Genomic DNA, 14,664 nt, shown 5'->3' with positions numbered 1-14,664 from the left:
CGACGAAAGCCTGCAACTTGAACGATGAAACGCGGTCAAAGTTACAGGCATTTCAGGAGATTGCGACCATGTTAATCCGCACTGCAAGTAAAAAGCTGTCGCTGCTGGCCGTCGCCTGCGGCGCGCTGGTTCTGACCGGGTGCGTCACCGTACCGGATGCGATCAAAGGCTCCAGCCCTTCGCCGGTGACTCAGCTTTCCTCGGTACAAAATGCACCGAACCTGTTTACCGGCGCGGAAGCCCGCTTCGGCGGCACCGTGGTCAACGTCGCCAACGAGCAAGGGCGCACGGTGCTGGAGATTGCGGCGGTGCCGCTCGACAGCGGTGCGCGGCCGATACTGGGCGAACCGTCGCGCGGCCGCTTGCTGGCCACGGTAAACGGCTTCCTCGAACCGGTTGATTTCAAAGGCCAGTTGGTGACCGTCGTCGGCCCTATTACCGGGCTGAAAGAGGGGCGGATCGGCATGACGCCGTATCGCTTCGTGACGATGAACGTGACCGGTTTCAAACGCTGGCATCTGGTGCAGCAGGTGGTGATGCCGCCGGCGCCGATGGGCCCCTGGGGCTGGCGTGGTGGCCCGTGGGGACCCGGTTGGGGGGCAGGCTATGGCTGGTATAACCCTGGCCCGGCACAGGTGCAAACCATCGTAACCGAGTAGCATACGCTTGATGTGAACAAATTTGACAGGGCGGCTCAGGCCGCCTTTTTGTTTTTTGGGATAAGGAATATCCGACAATTAGTGACGTACATCGCAACCTGAATAATGTTTAAAACCCGAACTGGTCTGCTGAGTTAAAATATTGTTATGGTTAGGCTGCGAGTTTGAGGGCTGCGATGATAATTAGTAATGATTTCAGGAGTAATACCTTGGATAAGGTCTGGTTAAAACGGTATCCGGCAGATGTGCCCGCAGAGATTGATGCCGATCGCTATTCGTCGTTGATCGAAATGTTTGAGCATGCCGTGCAGCGCTATGCCGATCAGCCCGCCTTTATCAACATGGGCGAGGTGATGACCTTCCGCAAACTGGAAGAACGCAGCCGGGCTTTCGCGGCTTACCTGCAAAATGAACTGGGCCTGAAGAAGGGCGACCGCGTCGCGCTGATGATGCCAAACCTGTTGCAATACCCCATCGCGCTGTTCGGCATTCTGCGCGCCGGCATGGTGGTGGTCAACGTCAACCCGCTGTATACCCCGCGCGAGCTGGAGCACCAGTTGAACGACAGCGGTGCCAGCGCCATCGTCATCGTCTCCAACTTTGCCCATACGCTGGAAAAAGTGGTGTTCAACACCCAGGTCAAACACGTGATCCTGACGCGCATGGGCGATCAGCTTTCGGCCGCCAAAGGCACGCTGGTCAACTTCGTGGTCAAGTACGTTAAGCGCCTGGTACCGAAATACAACCTGCCGGACGCCATTTCATTCCGCAGCGCGCTGCAGCGCGGCCGGCGTCTGCAATATGTGAAACCGGACATCATTAATGCCGATCTGGCCTTCCTGCAATACACCGGCGGCACCACCGGGGTGGCAAAGGGCGCGATGCTGACGCACCGCAACATGCAGGCCAACCTCGAGCAGGCCAAAGCCGCCTATTCGCCGCTGTTCCGTGAAGGGCAGGAACTGGTGGTGACGGCGTTGCCGCTCTATCATATTTTCGCGCTGACGGTGAACTGCCTGCTGTTTATCGACCTGGGCGGGCGCAATTTGCTGATCACCAACCCGCGCGATATTCCGGGGCTGGTGAAAGAACTCGGCAAATATCCGTTCACCGCCATGAGCGGGGTCAATACCTTGTTCAACGCGTTGCTGAACAACGAAGATTTCCACAAGCTCGATTTCTCTACGCTGCGTTTCTCGGTCGGCGGCGGCATGTCGGTCCAAAAAGCGGTGGCCGAGAAGTGGGAGAAAACCACCGGCAAACACCTGCTGGAAGGCTATGGCCTGACGGAGTGCGCGCCGCTGGTGGCCGGTAACCCTTACGATCTGAAACACTACAGCGGCAGTATCGGTTTGCCGGTGCCGTCGACGGATATTCGGCTGGTGGACGACAACGGTCACGATGTGCCGCCGGGCGAACCCGGCGAACTGTGGGTCAAAGGGCCGCAAGTTATGTTAGGCTATTGGCAGCGCCCGGAAGCCACCGACGAAGTGCTGAAAGACGGCTGGCTGGCGACCGGTGATGTGGTGACCGTAGACGAACAAGGATTTGTGCGCATCGTCGATCGTAAGAAAGACATGATCCTGGTCTCCGGTTTCAACGTTTACCCGAATGAAATCGAGGACGTGGTCAGCCAGCATCCGAAGGTGCTGGAATGTGCGGCGATTGGCGTGCCCAGCGAAGTCTCCGGCGAAACGGTGAAGATCTGCGTGGTGAAGAAAGACGCTTCGCTGACCAAGGAAGAGCTGTTGACCCATTGCCGTCGCCACCTGACCGGGTATAAAGTGCCTAAAATTGTTGAGTTCCGCGATGAACTGCCGAAGTCGAACGTCGGCAAGATTTTGCGGCGAGAACTGCGCGATGAGCAAAAAACACCGAAGCCGGCCGATGCCGCCTAGGTGTCGCTCTCGCGTCTGACTATCAACAACGCCGGTGAATGCCGGCGTTGTTGTGTTTGAATCCTACAAGAGAATGATGTTTTGAATTATCAGTTGATCACTACCGATGCCGGATTGCAGCAGGTCTGCGAGCAGGCGAGAAAGCATGCCCAGATTGCGCTGGACACCGAGTTTGTCAGAACGCGCACCTACTATCCGCAGCTGGGCCTGATCCAGCTCTACGACGGTGAACAACTCTCCCTCATCGATCCTCTGCCGATCAAGCAATGGCAGCCGTTTGTCGACCTGCTGGCCGACACCGCCGTGGTGAAGTTCCTGCATGCCGGCAGTGAAGATCTCGAAGTGTTTCTCAACGCCTTTAAAACGCTGCCGACGTCGATGGTCGATACCCAGATCCTGGCGGCCTTTACCGGCCGGCCGCTCTCCTGTGGCTTCGCGACGCTGGTGGCGGAGTACATGAAGGTTGAGCTGGACAAGAGCGAGTCGCGCACCGACTGGCTGGCGCGTCCGCTGACTGAAAGGCAGTGCGTGTACGCGGCTGCCGACGTGTTCTATCTGCTGCCGATGGCCAAACAGCTGGTGCAGGAGACGGAAGAGGCCGGTTGGACCGCGGCGGCCAATAACGAGTGTCTGCTGCTGTGCCAGCGCCGTAGCGAGACGCTGGCGCCGGCATTGGCCTACCGCGAAATCAGCAACGCCTGGCAGCTGCGCCCGCGTCAGCTCGGTTGTCTGCAGAAGTTGGCGGAATGGCGGCTGCGCCAGGCACGCGAGCGCGATCTGGCAGTGAACTTCGTGGTGCGTGAGGAAAACCTGTGGCAGGTGGCGCGCTATATGCCGTCTTCGCTGGGAGAACTGGATTCGCTGGGCCTGAGCGGGCCGGAGATCCGTTATCACGGTAAAACGCTGCTGGCGCTGGTGGCGGAAGCCGAAGCGCTGGAAGAATCCGAGTTGCCGGCGCCGTTGGCTAACCTTATCGATCAGCCGGGCTACAAGAAGGTGTTCAAAGACATCAAGGCGGCGATCGCTGCCGTCAGCGAGCAAAGCGGGTTGAGCAGCGAACTGCTGGCATCCCGTCGCCAAATTAACCAATTGCTGAACTGGCATTGGAAACTGAAGGACGTCGAAAGTCGCCCTGAATTAATCAGCGGCTGGCGCGGCGATCTATTAATGGCACCGCTGCAGGACATCCTGAAAGATTATTAATCGCTGATTATCACCAGGGCAGGGTAGGGAAACTCTGCTCGGGTGAATATAGGCAGGAAATAATGCGTTGAAGGTAAATCTCGCCAGAATTTACTTTAAACGAGGCGGCGGCAAAGTTAATTGGGAATTGTCCCAAAGGAAAAAATCACTTTTTTGATGCCGATAAAGCTTAATGACTGGATGCACATACAGTTACCCCCTGCATAAAATATACAGGGGGTAATTAATGCGTCGCAATCATTTAGCTGCTTCTTCCGATTCCGGTAATGTCACGTTAAGTTCAAGTACCGAAATGTCGTCCCCTTTCTGCTCGAATTGCACGTGCAGCATTTCAGGATCGATCTGAATGTATTTGCAAATAACCGCCAGAATATCGCGTTTCAGATCAGGCAGATACGGGGGCTCACTGTCCCCGCGACGACGCTCTGCGACGATAATCTGCAGCCGTTCCTTGGCTATATTGGCTGTCTGTTTTTTGCGGGACAGAAAGAAGTCTAATAAGGCCATGGTTTATCCCCCAAAAAGGCGTTTCAGGAAACCCTTCTTCTCTTCTTCAATGAAGCGGAATGGGCGTTCTTCCCCCAACAAGCGGCAAACGGTATCGTCGTACGCCTTACCGGCGTCTGACTCGGCATCCAGAATGACAGGCTCACCCTGGTTGGAAGCGCGCAGCACGGACTGGTCTTCCGGAATCACACCCACCAGTGGAATGCGCAGGATTTCCAGCACGTCTTCCATGCTCAGCATGTCGCCACGGCTGACGCGGCCCGGGTTGTAACGGGTCAGCAGCAGGTGTTCCTTGATTGGCGATTCGCCTTTCTCGGCGCGGCGTGACTTGGAAGAGAGGATGCCCAGGATACGGTCGGAGTCGCGTACCGAAGACACTTCCGGGTTGGTGGTGATGATAGCTTCGTCGGCGAAGTACAGCGCCATCAGCGCACCGGTTTCGATACCGGCCGGTGAATCGCACACCACGAAGTCAAAATCCATCTCGCCGAGATCGTTGAGAATTTTTTCAACGCCTTCGCGGGTCAACGCGTCTTTGTCGCGCGTCTGCGAAGCAGGCAGGATATAGAGGTTTTCAGTGCGTTTGTCTTTGATCAACGCCTGATTCAGCGTGGCATCGCCCTGAATCACGTTCACGAAATCATACACTACCCGACGTTCGCAGCCCATGATCAGGTCAAGATTACGCAGGCCGATATCGAAATCGATCACGACGGTTTTCTTGCCTTTCTGGGCCAGGCCGGTAGCGATGGCCGCGCTCGAAGTGGTCTTGCCAACGCCCCCTTTACCCGATGTAACAACAATAATGCGTGCCATGAAATGGATTCCTTGTCAAAAGGGCTTAGTTTAAAGGTTGTATGGTTAAAGCGTTATCCAACAGGCTGAGTCGTACGGCCTGCCCGACGTAATCGGACGGGATTTGGTCGCTCAACCAGTACTGCCCTGCGATAGAGACTAGCTCAGCCGCCAGGTGGGTGCAAAAAATCTGACATTGCGTGTCGCCTGACGCGCCTGCCAGTGCGCGACCGCGCATCATGCCGTAGACATGAATGTTGCCGTCGGCAATCAATTCGGCGCCGGCGCTGACGCTGTTGGTCACGATAAGATCGCAGTTGCGGGCGTAAATCTGTTGGCCGGAACGGACTGGCGTGCTGATGATACGCGTTTTAGCGGGGGCGTTATCCGCCGCTACGGGCGCAGGCGCAGGCTCCGGCGCCGCCATCTTCTGGCCTTTGCCTTCGCTCAGCAGCGGCAGCCCGGCACGGGCTATCGCGCGCTTTTGACGCTCATCTCTGCAACCGCTGATACCCACAACGCGCAGACCTGCTGCCGCGACAGCCTGTTGAAGTTCTTTCCAGTTCGCATCGCCATCCAGCGTTGCGACGTTGATAACAACAGGGGCGTTTTTCAGAAAAGCGGGCGCTTGCTCAACTTTTTCCTGTAACGCCTGACGTATTACCTCAGGCTGCGAATTATGCAAATGAACAACCGATAGGGTAAAACTGCTGCCTTTTAGCTCAATTGGCGATTGTGACATCTATCCTGACTCAGTCTCAGCAACTTTAAATCCCCGGAATACCACTCGGGGTGCGATATTCCGATGTACTATAAGCATGTTATAGTCAGAGTTATATCCAGGCAAGACGCTCCCTCAATTAAATAGAGTTAAAAAAATGCTTTGTGTGATCTATAGAAGCCCGAAACGCGATCAAACTTATCTTTATGTCGAAAAAAAAGACGATTTCTCTCGTGTGCCGGAAGAGCTGATGAAAAGTTTCGGCGTGCCGCAATTCGCCATGATGCTTTCGCTTGATGAGCGCAAGAAATTGGCCTCGGCGGATATCGAAAAGGTGAAGCAGGCGTTGAAAGACGAAGGCTATTACCTGCAGTTCCCGCCGCCGGTAGAAAACCTGCTCAATCAGCATCTGGCGGGCGACAAGGCCTGAGACGGCGGCCACGGCCAGGGGAGGCGCGATGACACGTTCGGCGAGAAGAACCGTATTGGCCGCCTGGCTGGCGCTGGGCGGTGTGATGATACCGGGCGCACCGCAGGCGGCACAGGAGGCGACGCTGGCGGCGAGCGGCCGGGATCCGGCGCAGTTTCCGGCGTATGTCGAGCAACTCAAGCGCCAGGCGCGGGAGCAGGGCATCAGCGAGAGCACCCTTGACCGTGCTTTTGCGCAAATACATTTCGTCGATCGGGTGATCAAGGCCGATCGCAATCAGCCGGAGCAGAAGGTCACCCTGGATGACTACCTGCGGCGTGTAATGTCGCCCGCCAAGGTGCGCCAGGGGCGCGAACTGTACCGGCAGCGCCAGGCGCAATGGACGCGCGCCAGCGAGCGCTATCGGGTGCCGGGGCGCTATATCATCGCGCTGTGGGGCATGGAAAGCGCCTACGGTAAGATTCAGGGGCGGGAAGACGTGGTGTCTGCGCTGGCGACGCTGGCGTTTGAAGGGCGCCGCGAGGCCTTTTTCAGCCAGGAGCTGATGGCGGCGTTGCAGATAGTCGAGCAGGAGCACGTCGGCGATACGCCCCTGAAAGGCTCCTGGGCCGGCGCAATGGGGCAATGCCAGTTTATGCCGAGCTCTTTCTTGCGCTACGCGGCGGACGGCGACGGTGACGGGCGCATCGATATCTGGAACAACATTGATGATGTCTTCGCGTCTACGGCCAGTTATTTGTCCAAAGAAGGCTGGCAGGCCGGCATCGGCTGGGGGCGCGAGGTCAAATTGCCCGCCGGTTTCAATCGGGCCGAGCTGGGGTTGAAAGACGCGCAGGCGCGCAGCGTCAACGCCTGGCAACAACGCGGGGTGCGTCGTGCGGATGGCAGTGCCTTGCCGCACGCTGTTCAGCGCGGTTGGATCATCGCGCCGGATGATCTGCAGGGGCGGACGTTCCTGGTCTATGATAATTTTCGCACCCTCATGCACTGGAATCGCTCTTACTATTTCGCCCTCGCCGTGGGTATGATGGCGGACGCGATCGGGCATTGATCCGGCACACCAATAATCGGCTTGGCGCGCCAAGCCTCTACAGTTTGGGAGAAGCGGTATGTATCAACATAGAGACTGGCAGGGTTCGCTGCTCGATTTCCCGGTGAACAAGGTGGTCTGCGTCGGCAGTAACTACGCCGATCACATCAAGGAAATGGGCAGCGCGGTTTCCGTCGAGCCGGTGGTGTTCATCAAACCGGAAACGGCGCTGTGCGACATTCGCCAGCCGGTGGCCATCCCCAAAGAGTTCGGTGCGGTGCATCATGAGGTGGAGCTGGCGGTACTGATCGGCACGCCGTTGAAACAGGCCAACGAAGACCGCGTTGCGCGGGCGATCGCCGGCTACGGTGTGGCGCTCGATCTGACGCTGCGCGATCTGCAGGCGGGCTTTAAAAAAGCCGGTCAGCCTTGGGAAAAGGCCAAGGCCTTCGACGGTTCTTGCCCGATGTCGGGGTTTATCCCGGTGGCGGAATTCGGCGATCCGCAAAATGCCGAGCTGTCGCTGACCGTTAACGATCAACTGCGCCAGCAGGGTAATACGCGTGACATGATCACGCCGATCCTGCCGCTTATCAGCTACATGAGCCGTTTCTTCACGCTGCGCGCCGGCGACATCATTCTGACCGGCACGCCGCAGGGCGTGGGCCCGATGGCCTCCGGCGACATGCTGAAAATCAGCCTGAACGGCAAAACGCTCAGCACCCGCGTGATCTGATCTCTCTTGCCGCCGGCGCCGTCGGCGGCAAAGCTTGCATCTTGTGGCTAAAATGTCTATATAGTCCCCCCTCGAACCTGTGCGCAGGTGACTTATCCATTTACCGAAACCGGACGCTAACATGTCACAACTCGCTTTTTGGCAACAGAAAACGCTGGCGGAAATGTCAGAACAAGAGTGGGAATCGCTGTGCGACGGGTGCGGGCAATGCTGTTTGAATAAGCTGATCGACGAAGATACCGACGAGATTTATTTTACCAACGTAGCCTGCAACCAGCTCAACATCAAATCCTGCCAATGCCGTAACTATGAGCGGCGCTTCGAGCTGGAAGAGGACTGCATCAAACTGACGCGCGAGAACCTTACGACCTTCGATTGGTTGCCGCCGACCTGCGCCTATCGCCTGATCGGTGAAGGCAAACCGCTGTTCCCTTGGCACCCGCTGCTGAGTGGCTCCAAGGCGGCGATGCACGGCGAGCGCATCACGGTGCGGCATATCGCGGTGCGCGAGAGCGAAGTCGTGGACTGGCAGGATCATATCCTCAACAAGCCGGACTGGGCCAGGTAGGTGTTTGAATTAGAAGGGTAATTATGTCACTTAAAAGATGCTTGGGGCATCTGTGGGGCATTGCTCTTAAAGTTTGCGTTTAAAATGCTCAACTGATCCTGGTTGTTATCGCTCATCCACTTGCCATACACCGTGTAAAGCATCTGTGCTGACGAGTGTCCCATTTGCGACGCGATGAAGTTTGGATTCACCCCGGCGCTCAATGCCCAGCATGCGTATGTGTGTCTCGACTCATACGCTTTGCGATGCCTTATCCCTGCTCGTTTTAAAATGAAGTTCCAGGTAGAACCAAAAGAGCCTGGCCCATACCAATCTCCTCCTTTACCATTCCTCGCCGTCAGTCTTGGCACAAACACAAAAGTGCATTCATCAACACGGGTTCTGCCAAACTCGCGTAGATGGACACTAACCTTGTGCTGCTTTCCAAGCCTGGTGTATTCCATTTGGCTTTTGAGTGCTTGTATCGCTGCATCAGTAAGGTTTATTGTCCTGATACTGCTGTCGGTTTTTGGCGGAGTGAAATGGCCTTTCATCGCGATGTTGCGGCTTATAGTGATTGTCCAGTTTTTTGTGTCGATATCCTCCCATGCAAGCGCGCTAATCTCACCATGCCTCATCCCTGTATTAACGGCGAGCACCCACAAATTTCTTATCTGCTCTGATGGAACAGCCTCGAGCAGCCTACGGTACTCATCGCGTGTAAGCGGATCTGGCTCAGACTTGCTTTTGCGCAGCGGTTCTACCCCAGCAAATGGCGACTTTTCAACATAACCGTTTCTGGCTGCAAACTCGAAGAGACCGGAAAGACATGCCATATAAACGTTTACCGTCCTAACCGTCCGTCCCTTCTTCACACATCGTGTTTTCTGGTATTTTCCGCAGAGTTGATAGCCAGTGAGCAACTCCTTCCTTGTCGTTAAAATGTCCTCGTGTGTTATTGCCGAAATAAGCCGATCTGACCCTAATATCTCAGTGGCAACCTTAATATTTGAGGTATAGCGATTGATAGCATTTAAGCTGATCTCCATGCGCTTCAGCTCCAGCCACCGCTTAGCAACCTCGCCAAGAGTTATGCCAGTAGTGACAAAACCAAATTTAGCGAGGTTGTTTGACTGCGGGAATTGTGCGGCATAGTTAAAGGTGCCAGTCTTTATTGCATAGCAGACTGAGGAGCGAAGCTCACCGGCTAGCTTTCTGTTCTTTGCTGTGTCAGGGACGCCGAGGTTTTCTCTTACCCGCCTCCCTCGATAGATGAACCACAAACGCAGAGAGCCTCCGTGGCTCTCTACTCCAGTTGGATAGGTTGACATAGCGACTCCTTGTTAGTTGATAGGGATGGGCATTTAAGCAGAAATTCTTCGTCGTTTCGCGGGGCTCTGTCTTTCTACCCAATTATCAACCTCGATTCGGTTGTACATGATTGTGCTGTTCGGTGCCGGATTCATGTCTGCTGATACATGCCTATATTCGCGGCCCTCCATCCAAGATGTACGCCTGGCATGTTGGATCATGTGCGTTGTCATGCCGGTAAGCGTTATCAATATATCTTCAGAAACCCACTTGTTGGGCGTAAGGTTGATCACTTCGCTCATAGTCATCTCTCTGTAAAACGCCCATTCAGCATGCCGATCGTGTAGTTGAACCTCGGCAAAGAAATGCCGAGCAGTTCAACCTGCGCGAAATGCTTCATGATGATAGGGCGGGATAGGGTATCGAAAGGGGTTTTAGGGTGTTGCTTTATCGCGGCGTGGAGTTCGTCGTTACAGCGTTTTGCTACTGACCGGAGAGCGTTTTGCTGAACACTGCCGGCTGAAGGTGCAGGCTGTTTACTGGGCATTGATTCCCCCAATGATCCCAGCCTGGCGCATCGCCACGGCTGAATAGTTCGATTCGTGACACGTCGCCGTATAGCTGTTCCAATCGGTGACGAACCTCCCATGGCTTCTGGCTATGCTCTCCCAAGCAGCTGTAGACCACCTGTTTGATATTCTTCTTCACGCGTTCGAGCCCTGCACCTCGCACAGCGAAAAGTACGTCCTCAGTATTAGCCCGAGTGTAGTTTCCGCCATTCATGCGGCTTTGCTGGTTCAGAATCTCAATCAGGTCATAGAAGTCGGTAATATCGCCTTCGCAAAGCGCCTTGTTGAAATGTTTTTCACTTAGTTCGTTGAACTTCACCCAAGTAAAACCCTTGATGGTGCGAACACTAAACCCCCAGGCTTTTGCTAGTGCTAAGGCTTCCTTGAAGTGTGTCCCGGTATACCACATGGCAAGTACGGCATCATCGGCAGCTAATTCCCATACTGGCAGGCGCATGATGTCTTCGATTTTCATAGTTGGGTAATGATTAGTGGCAGCACCGTTACTCGCCTTGTTTTTATAGTCCCACGGCGGATCTGCATAGATGAGTTGATATGTCATTGAGCATTACCCCAGCAGCGTGCGGCCGCGTTGACGCAAAACTCTATGCGGACGTTAACCCAGACAACATCCACCGCCCGCGCTGCATTGATCGCTTGGCGCCACAGCTCTGCAGCATCTGCAAAATGCGCGCGACGCTCTGCCTCGGCCGCCTGATGGGCCAAAGATTTGTATTTGAATGACATGGTTATCTCCGGGTTCAGTAGGCGCGCTGGTGGGTAACAGGGGTGATCAGTTGGTTGGATTGCTGGACAAGAAGAATCATTCTCACTACTTCCGGCGGTTCACTGCGGATGTAGCTATCGGTGATTTTCCCTGGCGTGGTCGGCGGTCTTGCCCTGGCGTAAGTGATGTAACTTGGATCGATGGAGATAACCTTAAAAGCCTTTTTCCCTTCTGCAAATTTGCTTTTGGAAACGACCAGAGGGGAGCGCTGGATAGCACTACGCAATGACTTTATGTGATTCTCGGTAATTTCTGGGAACTGGGATTTCAGCAAATCGAAATGGCCTACTGCTGTGTAATAACCCCCGTCATCAATGAGGAATTGCAGCATCTCATAATTGGTCATGTCAGATCCTTATCTGGTTGTTGTAGCGCTCATGGCTCATAACTTCCCATGAGTTTCCGTTGTCTTTAGACAGCAATCGCCAGCAGCGGGCTACTGGCAGCGTTAAATGCTTGTGTTGGTATGTTCGGTTGGGTTTCTTTTTGCCCTCCCTGTAGGCGCATAGAACCCCCTCAGCTTTGGCGCTGATTCGTTGCGGAATTCGTGGTTTCATTTTTACCGGTGGGTTATTTGGTGATTGGCGCCCAGCATATGGATCGGATGCCAGGGCGGCGGACTTTCTCAACGGCGTTTTCTTTTTCCAGCTTGACCAAGCGCTGGCGGATAGCTTTACCGGTCATGCCGTTGTAGCCAGCACAGCGGAGGAGGCTTGCGACAGAATCCGGCGTGGATCCGGCAATGCTGAGCCGCGAGATGATTTCGTTATCGTCGGGTATCGTGATCATTCCCACCCTCCGGCGCTGCTGCCAGCGCAGCTTCGTAGATGCATAGAGCAATACCGCCGCAGCAACGCGCTTCCATAGCGATGGCTTCGCCGATTTCGTCGGTCATTTCCAGCGGCATGAGTTTGAAGCCATCCGGCACTGCTGGCGCTGGCGGTGCATCGTACAACACACGAAACTCGTAATCGTTGTCCGTCGCGTGCTGTACGCTCATCTCTGCGTGCTGTTCTGCGGTGATGCGCTCCCATTCGTGCCACATGTTGTAGCCGCTGTTCCAGTAGCGCATTTCCCATGCCACCGGGCGAGTGCTGGCTGGCGCTGGCGGGGCGGTGTAGAGCTTAACGTTCGCATAGCCCTGACTTATTGCGTGACTGTTATCAGACTCTGGAGTTGACTTTAACCAATTTCCGAATTCCCCAGATTTGGTATGATATAGACCCCAGCCAGCAAACTTACCCATTGCCACAGGCTGCGCCTCCCGGTTAGCCGCCAACTCATCAAAAGCGTCGGCGTTCTGCAGCATGTCCTGCGCGATGCTCACCGATTCCCATTTCGCTTCTACCGCTTTTTCGCGCCAAAATTTAGCGCGCGCTCTCAACTGCTCAGTCGTTAGTGTCATGCACCCCCCTTAACCTGCTGTAGAGTGAACGGCGGCCGGGAATGTTAGCTCCCCGAAACCAGCATCAAGATCGTTAACTACCAGGCCGAAATCCCTACAGCCCCTATCCTGTATTTCATCTATCTGCTTATCCAGGCGCTTGTCATACACAAAAACATCCTTATCGCCGATGGTGTAAAAACCCAGGCGATCGGACGGGCAGCGGTTCAGCACTTCTTGCAGCTCTTCCAGCCATGCTTGCTCTTTTTTGTTAAGCTTTGCCATCCTACTCATCCCCCTCTACAGTGACTGAAAACCCGCTGGCACGGATTACATCGGCTGTCGTTCCTTCCAGCAGCCAGCGATTGCCTGCTTTGTCCACCCACGGCGACTGCAACCGCACCGGCGTAGCCAGCTTGGCTTCCAGCTCGGCGATGCGCTTCTCTGCGTCCTCGGCGCGCTTCTTCCATCCGGCAGACTCTCCAATCCAATATTGAGCCACCTTATCCAGGGCGGAGACGTACTCTTGCGAGTAGAGGGGAGCACCGTTTTGCTTACTGCATTCGCACCATTCTTTTTCGCCAGTCTCTTCATCTTGCCACTCGATGAAATATCCAATCGGCTTGCTCAGTTCGCTCAGCTTATTGTCCATCACTCGCCATCCTCATCATCGCGTTTAACGATATAGAACTCTTTGCAGCCACAGCGTGGACAGGTTGAATCCTTAACGGGTACGCCGCCGATCGGCTTACCTTCAACCATGACGCGCTCGGAGTGCAGGTGAACCAGCTTGCATTTCTTTCTGCAGCATTCGTATGTGTCGTTTGCCATGCTCATTGTGCTTTCTCCTGGGCTACATGCATTCCGAATAGATAACTCCGCAGAACCCTTCTGCGCGCTTTCGTTCTGTGCGCCGCTGGTGGCGCGATGATTTCGTTTTTACTGGCGAATACCCAAAACTAAACAGTGCCGCAGCCCTTCGATTGCTTAGCCGGCAATCCATTTCCAGTGCTATCCGCGCAGCTCTGTTGCTCTTACGCTTAGCCATGCTGAATCCCTCGAACCTGCCCCATATAGCGAATCATCTCCGCTCCAACCCACATGCCCACCTGAACGCTTACCCCGTTACCGATCTGCTTGTAAGCGGCGGTATCAGATACAGGGAAGTTGAACCAATCAGGAACGCCCTGCAGGCGCGCATACTCTCGTTTCGAGTATGGGCGCACACCCAAAGGGAAGCGCTTATCGACTACGAGGCGGGTGCTCTTGTCTTTCGCGTAGTGGGCGACGCATGTCGGTGCCAGATCACCCGCTGCAGGGTCACTGATAATTGGCAGGTCACGGTAGGCGCCGTTCATGCGCTTGGCGATAGCCGATGGCAACGTGACTTGCGGGTCATCTTCCAGAATCGCTGACAGCGAGATGCGCGCTGAATTCTCCGGCGGGCGCACGGCGAATGTGCGGCGGGTGCCGATGATGATCAGGCGGCTTCGCTTCTGTGGTAACCACGTCTCCGACTTGATCGGGCAGAACACCTGAATGAAGTAGTCAGGCATACGGGTCATGGCTTCCATCACGACAGGAAACGCGCGCATTCCTGGTACGTTCTCGATCACGTAAAACTCAGGCTTTGCCAATGCGAAATGACGAAGAGCATGCAGGAACAAATCATCGCCGGTGCGCACGCCGTGGATATCGCCGATCGTCGAGTATTTCGTGCATGGGTACGTGAAAACCATTCCGTCGCAGGTATCCTGTTCGAATACCAATTCCTGGCTGATATCGCACTGCTTAACGTGGTCGCCGAGGTTGTGCCGGTAGGTTTTGCAGGCGTCGGCGTCCAGTTCAAACGCCTGGTTAACCTTGATACCGGCATCCATTAGGCCGATATCCATCAGGCCGGCGCCGCAGAAGTATGAATTGACGGTTACGTTCATTGCTCCACCTCCCTAGCGCTGCCAATAGGCCATGTAGCGAACTCGCCCTGCGGCAGTTCATCGGTTACATCCCGCTCAGCCCACGCCAGAAACTTCTCGCGACTTACTGACGGAAAATGTCGCCCGAACGAAACGGATGGGCTGTCGTAT

General features: G+C 55.2%; 22 protein-coding genes. 7 read left to right on the top strand and 15 right to left on the bottom strand.

Features of this window, described 5'->3' with window-relative positions; genetic code table 11:
* Positions 1-68 precede the first annotated feature (68 nt).
* The 3 genes from QOL81_RS02555 to rnd all read left to right on the top strand — a co-directional run bounded on the left by QOL81_RS02555 (position 69) and on the right by rnd (position 3,760).
* Complete coding sequence (locus QOL81_RS02555; RefSeq protein ID WP_049271641.1) at positions 69-659, top strand: Slp family lipoprotein; 591 nt, start codon at positions 69-71, stop codon at positions 657-659.
* A gap of 209 nt (positions 660-868) precedes the next feature.
* Complete coding sequence (fadD, locus tag QOL81_RS02550; protein ID WP_060439783.1) at positions 869-2,557, top strand: long-chain-fatty-acid--CoA ligase FadD; 1,689 nt, start codon at positions 869-871, stop codon at positions 2,555-2,557.
* A gap of 81 nt (positions 2,558-2,638) precedes the next feature.
* Positions 2,639-3,760, top strand: a complete 1,122-nt coding sequence (gene rnd, locus QOL81_RS02545) for a ribonuclease D (RefSeq protein WP_283439643.1) — start codon at positions 2,639-2,641, stop codon at positions 3,758-3,760.
* Between the two features lie 237 nt (positions 3,761-3,997).
* Here rnd and minE read toward each other — a convergent pair whose 3' ends face one another.
* The 3 genes from minE to minC are packed head-to-tail and all read right to left on the bottom strand — an operon-like array spanning position 3,998 to position 5,804.
* Positions 3,998-4,267 carry a cell division topological specificity factor MinE gene (minE, locus tag QOL81_RS02540; RefSeq protein WP_004932303.1) on the bottom strand — a complete coding sequence of 90 codons (270 nt, stop codon included), beginning with the start codon at positions 4,265-4,267 and terminating at the stop codon, positions 3,998-4,000.
* A 3-nt stretch (positions 4,268-4,270) separates the two neighbouring features.
* Positions 4,271-5,083, bottom strand: coding sequence for a septum site-determining protein MinD (minD, locus tag QOL81_RS02535; protein WP_016927452.1), 813 nt, complete (start codon positions 5,081-5,083; stop codon positions 4,271-4,273).
* A gap of 25 nt (positions 5,084-5,108) precedes the next feature.
* The gene (gene minC, locus QOL81_RS02530) at positions 5,109-5,804 is read right to left on the bottom strand and encodes a septum site-determining protein MinC (RefSeq protein ID WP_060423893.1); all 696 of its coding nucleotides are present in this window, start codon (positions 5,802-5,804) and stop codon (positions 5,109-5,111) included.
* Positions 5,805-5,940: 136 nt separating this feature from the next.
* On the opposite strand from minC, the gene QOL81_RS02525 reads away from it, so the two are divergent.
* The 4 genes from QOL81_RS02525 (at position 5,941) to ycgN (ending at position 8,547) form a co-directional block, all read left to right on the top strand.
* Positions 5,941-6,213, top strand: coding sequence for a YcgL domain-containing protein (locus QOL81_RS02525; RefSeq protein WP_004932294.1), 273 nt, complete (start codon positions 5,941-5,943; stop codon positions 6,211-6,213).
* Between the two features lie 28 nt (positions 6,214-6,241).
* Positions 6,242-7,264, top strand: coding sequence for a lytic murein transglycosylase (locus tag QOL81_RS02520; protein WP_502950662.1), 1,023 nt, complete (start codon positions 6,242-6,244; stop codon positions 7,262-7,264).
* A 58-nt stretch (positions 7,265-7,322) separates the two neighbouring features.
* Complete coding sequence (locus tag QOL81_RS02515) at positions 7,323-7,979, top strand: fumarylacetoacetate hydrolase family protein (protein WP_004932286.1); 657 nt, start codon at positions 7,323-7,325, stop codon at positions 7,977-7,979.
* A gap of 121 nt (positions 7,980-8,100) precedes the next feature.
* The gene (gene ycgN / locus QOL81_RS02510) at positions 8,101-8,547 is read left to right on the top strand and encodes a cysteine cluster protein YcgN (protein ID WP_025159803.1); all 447 of its coding nucleotides are present in this window, start codon (positions 8,101-8,103) and stop codon (positions 8,545-8,547) included.
* A 26-nt stretch (positions 8,548-8,573) separates the two neighbouring features.
* On the opposite strand, the gene QOL81_RS02505 is transcribed toward ycgN, so the two are convergent.
* From QOL81_RS02505 to QOL81_RS02455, 12 genes are all read right to left on the bottom strand, one after another.
* Complete coding sequence (locus QOL81_RS02505; RefSeq protein ID WP_283439642.1) at positions 8,574-9,857, bottom strand: site-specific integrase; 1,284 nt, start codon at positions 9,855-9,857, stop codon at positions 8,574-8,576.
* A 33-nt stretch (positions 9,858-9,890) separates the two neighbouring features.
* The gene (locus QOL81_RS02500) at positions 9,891-10,139 is read right to left on the bottom strand and encodes an excisionase family protein (RefSeq protein ID WP_072271545.1); all 249 of its coding nucleotides are present in this window, start codon (positions 10,137-10,139) and stop codon (positions 9,891-9,893) included.
* A gap of 181 nt (positions 10,140-10,320) precedes the next feature.
* On the bottom strand, positions 10,321-10,968 hold the full coding sequence (locus QOL81_RS02495) for an MT-A70 family methyltransferase (protein ID WP_283439641.1): 648 nt from the start codon (positions 10,966-10,968) through the stop codon (positions 10,321-10,323).
* Positions 10,965-11,153 (bottom strand): ANR family transcriptional regulator, encoded by a 189-nt coding sequence (locus tag QOL81_RS02490; protein ID WP_086556890.1) that lies wholly within the window; start codon positions 11,151-11,153, stop codon positions 10,965-10,967. Before QOL81_RS02490 ends, QOL81_RS02495 begins: the two co-directional genes overlap by 4 nt.
* Before the next feature lie 14 nt (positions 11,154-11,167).
* Positions 11,168-11,539: a hypothetical protein gene (locus QOL81_RS02485; protein WP_283439640.1), complete on the bottom strand. Its 372-nt coding sequence runs from the start codon at positions 11,537-11,539 to the stop codon at positions 11,168-11,170.
* Position 11,540: 1 nt separating this feature from the next.
* A complete protein-coding gene (locus QOL81_RS25780; RefSeq protein ID WP_071883802.1) occupies positions 11,541-11,750 on the bottom strand; it encodes a ParE family toxin-like protein in 210 nt (69 codons plus the stop codon).
* A gap of 13 nt (positions 11,751-11,763) precedes the next feature.
* The gene (locus QOL81_RS02480) at positions 11,764-11,982 is read right to left on the bottom strand and encodes a hypothetical protein (protein ID WP_060432194.1); all 219 of its coding nucleotides are present in this window, start codon (positions 11,980-11,982) and stop codon (positions 11,764-11,766) included.
* Complete coding sequence (locus tag QOL81_RS02475; protein WP_283439639.1) at positions 11,960-12,598, bottom strand: hypothetical protein; 639 nt, start codon at positions 12,596-12,598, stop codon at positions 11,960-11,962. Before QOL81_RS02475 ends, QOL81_RS02480 begins: the two co-directional genes overlap by 23 nt.
* A gap of 9 nt (positions 12,599-12,607) precedes the next feature.
* Positions 12,608-12,862, bottom strand: coding sequence for a hypothetical protein (locus tag QOL81_RS02470; RefSeq protein ID WP_201967113.1), 255 nt, complete (start codon positions 12,860-12,862; stop codon positions 12,608-12,610).
* A 1-nt stretch (position 12,863) separates the two neighbouring features.
* On the bottom strand, positions 12,864-13,229 hold the full coding sequence (locus tag QOL81_RS02465) for a hypothetical protein (RefSeq protein ID WP_283439638.1): 366 nt from the start codon (positions 13,227-13,229) through the stop codon (positions 12,864-12,866).
* Positions 13,229-13,414, bottom strand: a complete 186-nt coding sequence (locus QOL81_RS02460; RefSeq protein ID WP_283439637.1) for a hypothetical protein — start codon at positions 13,412-13,414, stop codon at positions 13,229-13,231. The genes QOL81_RS02465 and QOL81_RS02460 overlap by 1 nt, the downstream gene beginning before the upstream one ends.
* Positions 13,415-13,617: 203 nt before the next feature.
* Positions 13,618-14,514, bottom strand: coding sequence for a DNA cytosine methyltransferase (locus QOL81_RS02455; protein ID WP_283439636.1), 897 nt, complete (start codon positions 14,512-14,514; stop codon positions 13,618-13,620).
* Positions 14,515-14,664 lie beyond the last annotated feature (150 nt).

It is taken from the genome of Serratia sp. CC22-02 (genome assembly GCF_900182895.1).
GTDB classification, from domain to species: Bacteria; Pseudomonadota; Gammaproteobacteria; order Enterobacterales; family Enterobacteriaceae; genus Serratia; species Serratia nevei.
The sequence above is the reverse complement of the archived record's forward strand: the minus strand, read 5'-3'. Positions and strand labels throughout refer to the sequence as shown.

Bases quoted from the DNA above. Each gene is read 5' to 3' on its own strand.
- QOL81_RS02475 (WP_283439639.1), bottom strand. From the start codon at position 12,598: ATGACACTAACGACTGAGCAGTTGAGAGCGCGCGCTAAATTTTGGCGC.
- QOL81_RS02485 (WP_283439640.1), bottom strand. From the start codon at position 11,539: ATGACCAATTATGAGATGCTGCAATTCCTCATTGATGACGGGGGTTAT.
- minE (WP_004932303.1), bottom strand. From the start codon at position 4,267: ATGGCCTTATTAGACTTCTTTCTGTCCCGCAAAAAACAGACAGCCAAT.
- QOL81_RS02460 (WP_283439637.1), bottom strand. From the start codon at position 13,414: ATGAGCATGGCAAACGACACATACGAATGCTGCAGAAAGAAATGCAAG.
- ycgN (WP_025159803.1), top strand. From the start codon at position 8,101: ATGTCACAACTCGCTTTTTGGCAACAGAAAACGCTGGCGGAAATGTCA.
- QOL81_RS02505 (WP_283439642.1), bottom strand. From the start codon at position 9,857: ATGTCAACCTATCCAACTGGAGTAGAGAGCCACGGAGGCTCTCTGCGT.
- QOL81_RS25780 (WP_071883802.1), bottom strand. From the start codon at position 11,750: ATGAAACCACGAATTCCGCAACGAATCAGCGCCAAAGCTGAGGGGGTT.
- QOL81_RS02490 (WP_086556890.1), bottom strand. From the start codon at position 11,153: ATGTCATTCAAATACAAATCTTTGGCCCATCAGGCGGCCGAGGCAGAG.
- QOL81_RS02465 (WP_283439638.1), bottom strand. From the start codon at position 13,229: ATGGACAATAAGCTGAGCGAACTGAGCAAGCCGATTGGATATTTCATC.
- QOL81_RS02555 (WP_049271641.1), top strand. From the start codon at position 69: ATGTTAATCCGCACTGCAAGTAAAAAGCTGTCGCTGCTGGCCGTCGCC.
- QOL81_RS02495 (WP_283439641.1), bottom strand. From the start codon at position 10,968: ATGACATATCAACTCATCTATGCAGATCCGCCGTGGGACTATAAAAAC.
- QOL81_RS02515 (WP_004932286.1), top strand. From the start codon at position 7,323: ATGTATCAACATAGAGACTGGCAGGGTTCGCTGCTCGATTTCCCGGTG.
- QOL81_RS02525 (WP_004932294.1), top strand. From the start codon at position 5,941: ATGCTTTGTGTGATCTATAGAAGCCCGAAACGCGATCAAACTTATCTT.
- QOL81_RS02520 (WP_502950662.1), top strand. From the start codon at position 6,242: ATGACACGTTCGGCGAGAAGAACCGTATTGGCCGCCTGGCTGGCGCTG.
- QOL81_RS02500 (WP_072271545.1), bottom strand. From the start codon at position 10,139: ATGAGCGAAGTGATCAACCTTACGCCCAACAAGTGGGTTTCTGAAGAT.
- QOL81_RS02480 (WP_060432194.1), bottom strand. From the start codon at position 11,982: ATGATCACGATACCCGACGATAACGAAATCATCTCGCGGCTCAGCATT.
- QOL81_RS02470 (WP_201967113.1), bottom strand. From the start codon at position 12,862: ATGGCAAAGCTTAACAAAAAAGAGCAAGCATGGCTGGAAGAGCTGCAA.
- minD (WP_016927452.1), bottom strand. From the start codon at position 5,083: ATGGCACGCATTATTGTTGTTACATCGGGTAAAGGGGGCGTTGGCAAG.
- minC (WP_060423893.1), bottom strand. From the start codon at position 5,804: ATGTCACAATCGCCAATTGAGCTAAAAGGCAGCAGTTTTACCCTATCG.
- QOL81_RS02455 (WP_283439636.1), bottom strand. From the start codon at position 14,514: ATGAACGTAACCGTCAATTCATACTTCTGCGGCGCCGGCCTGATGGAT.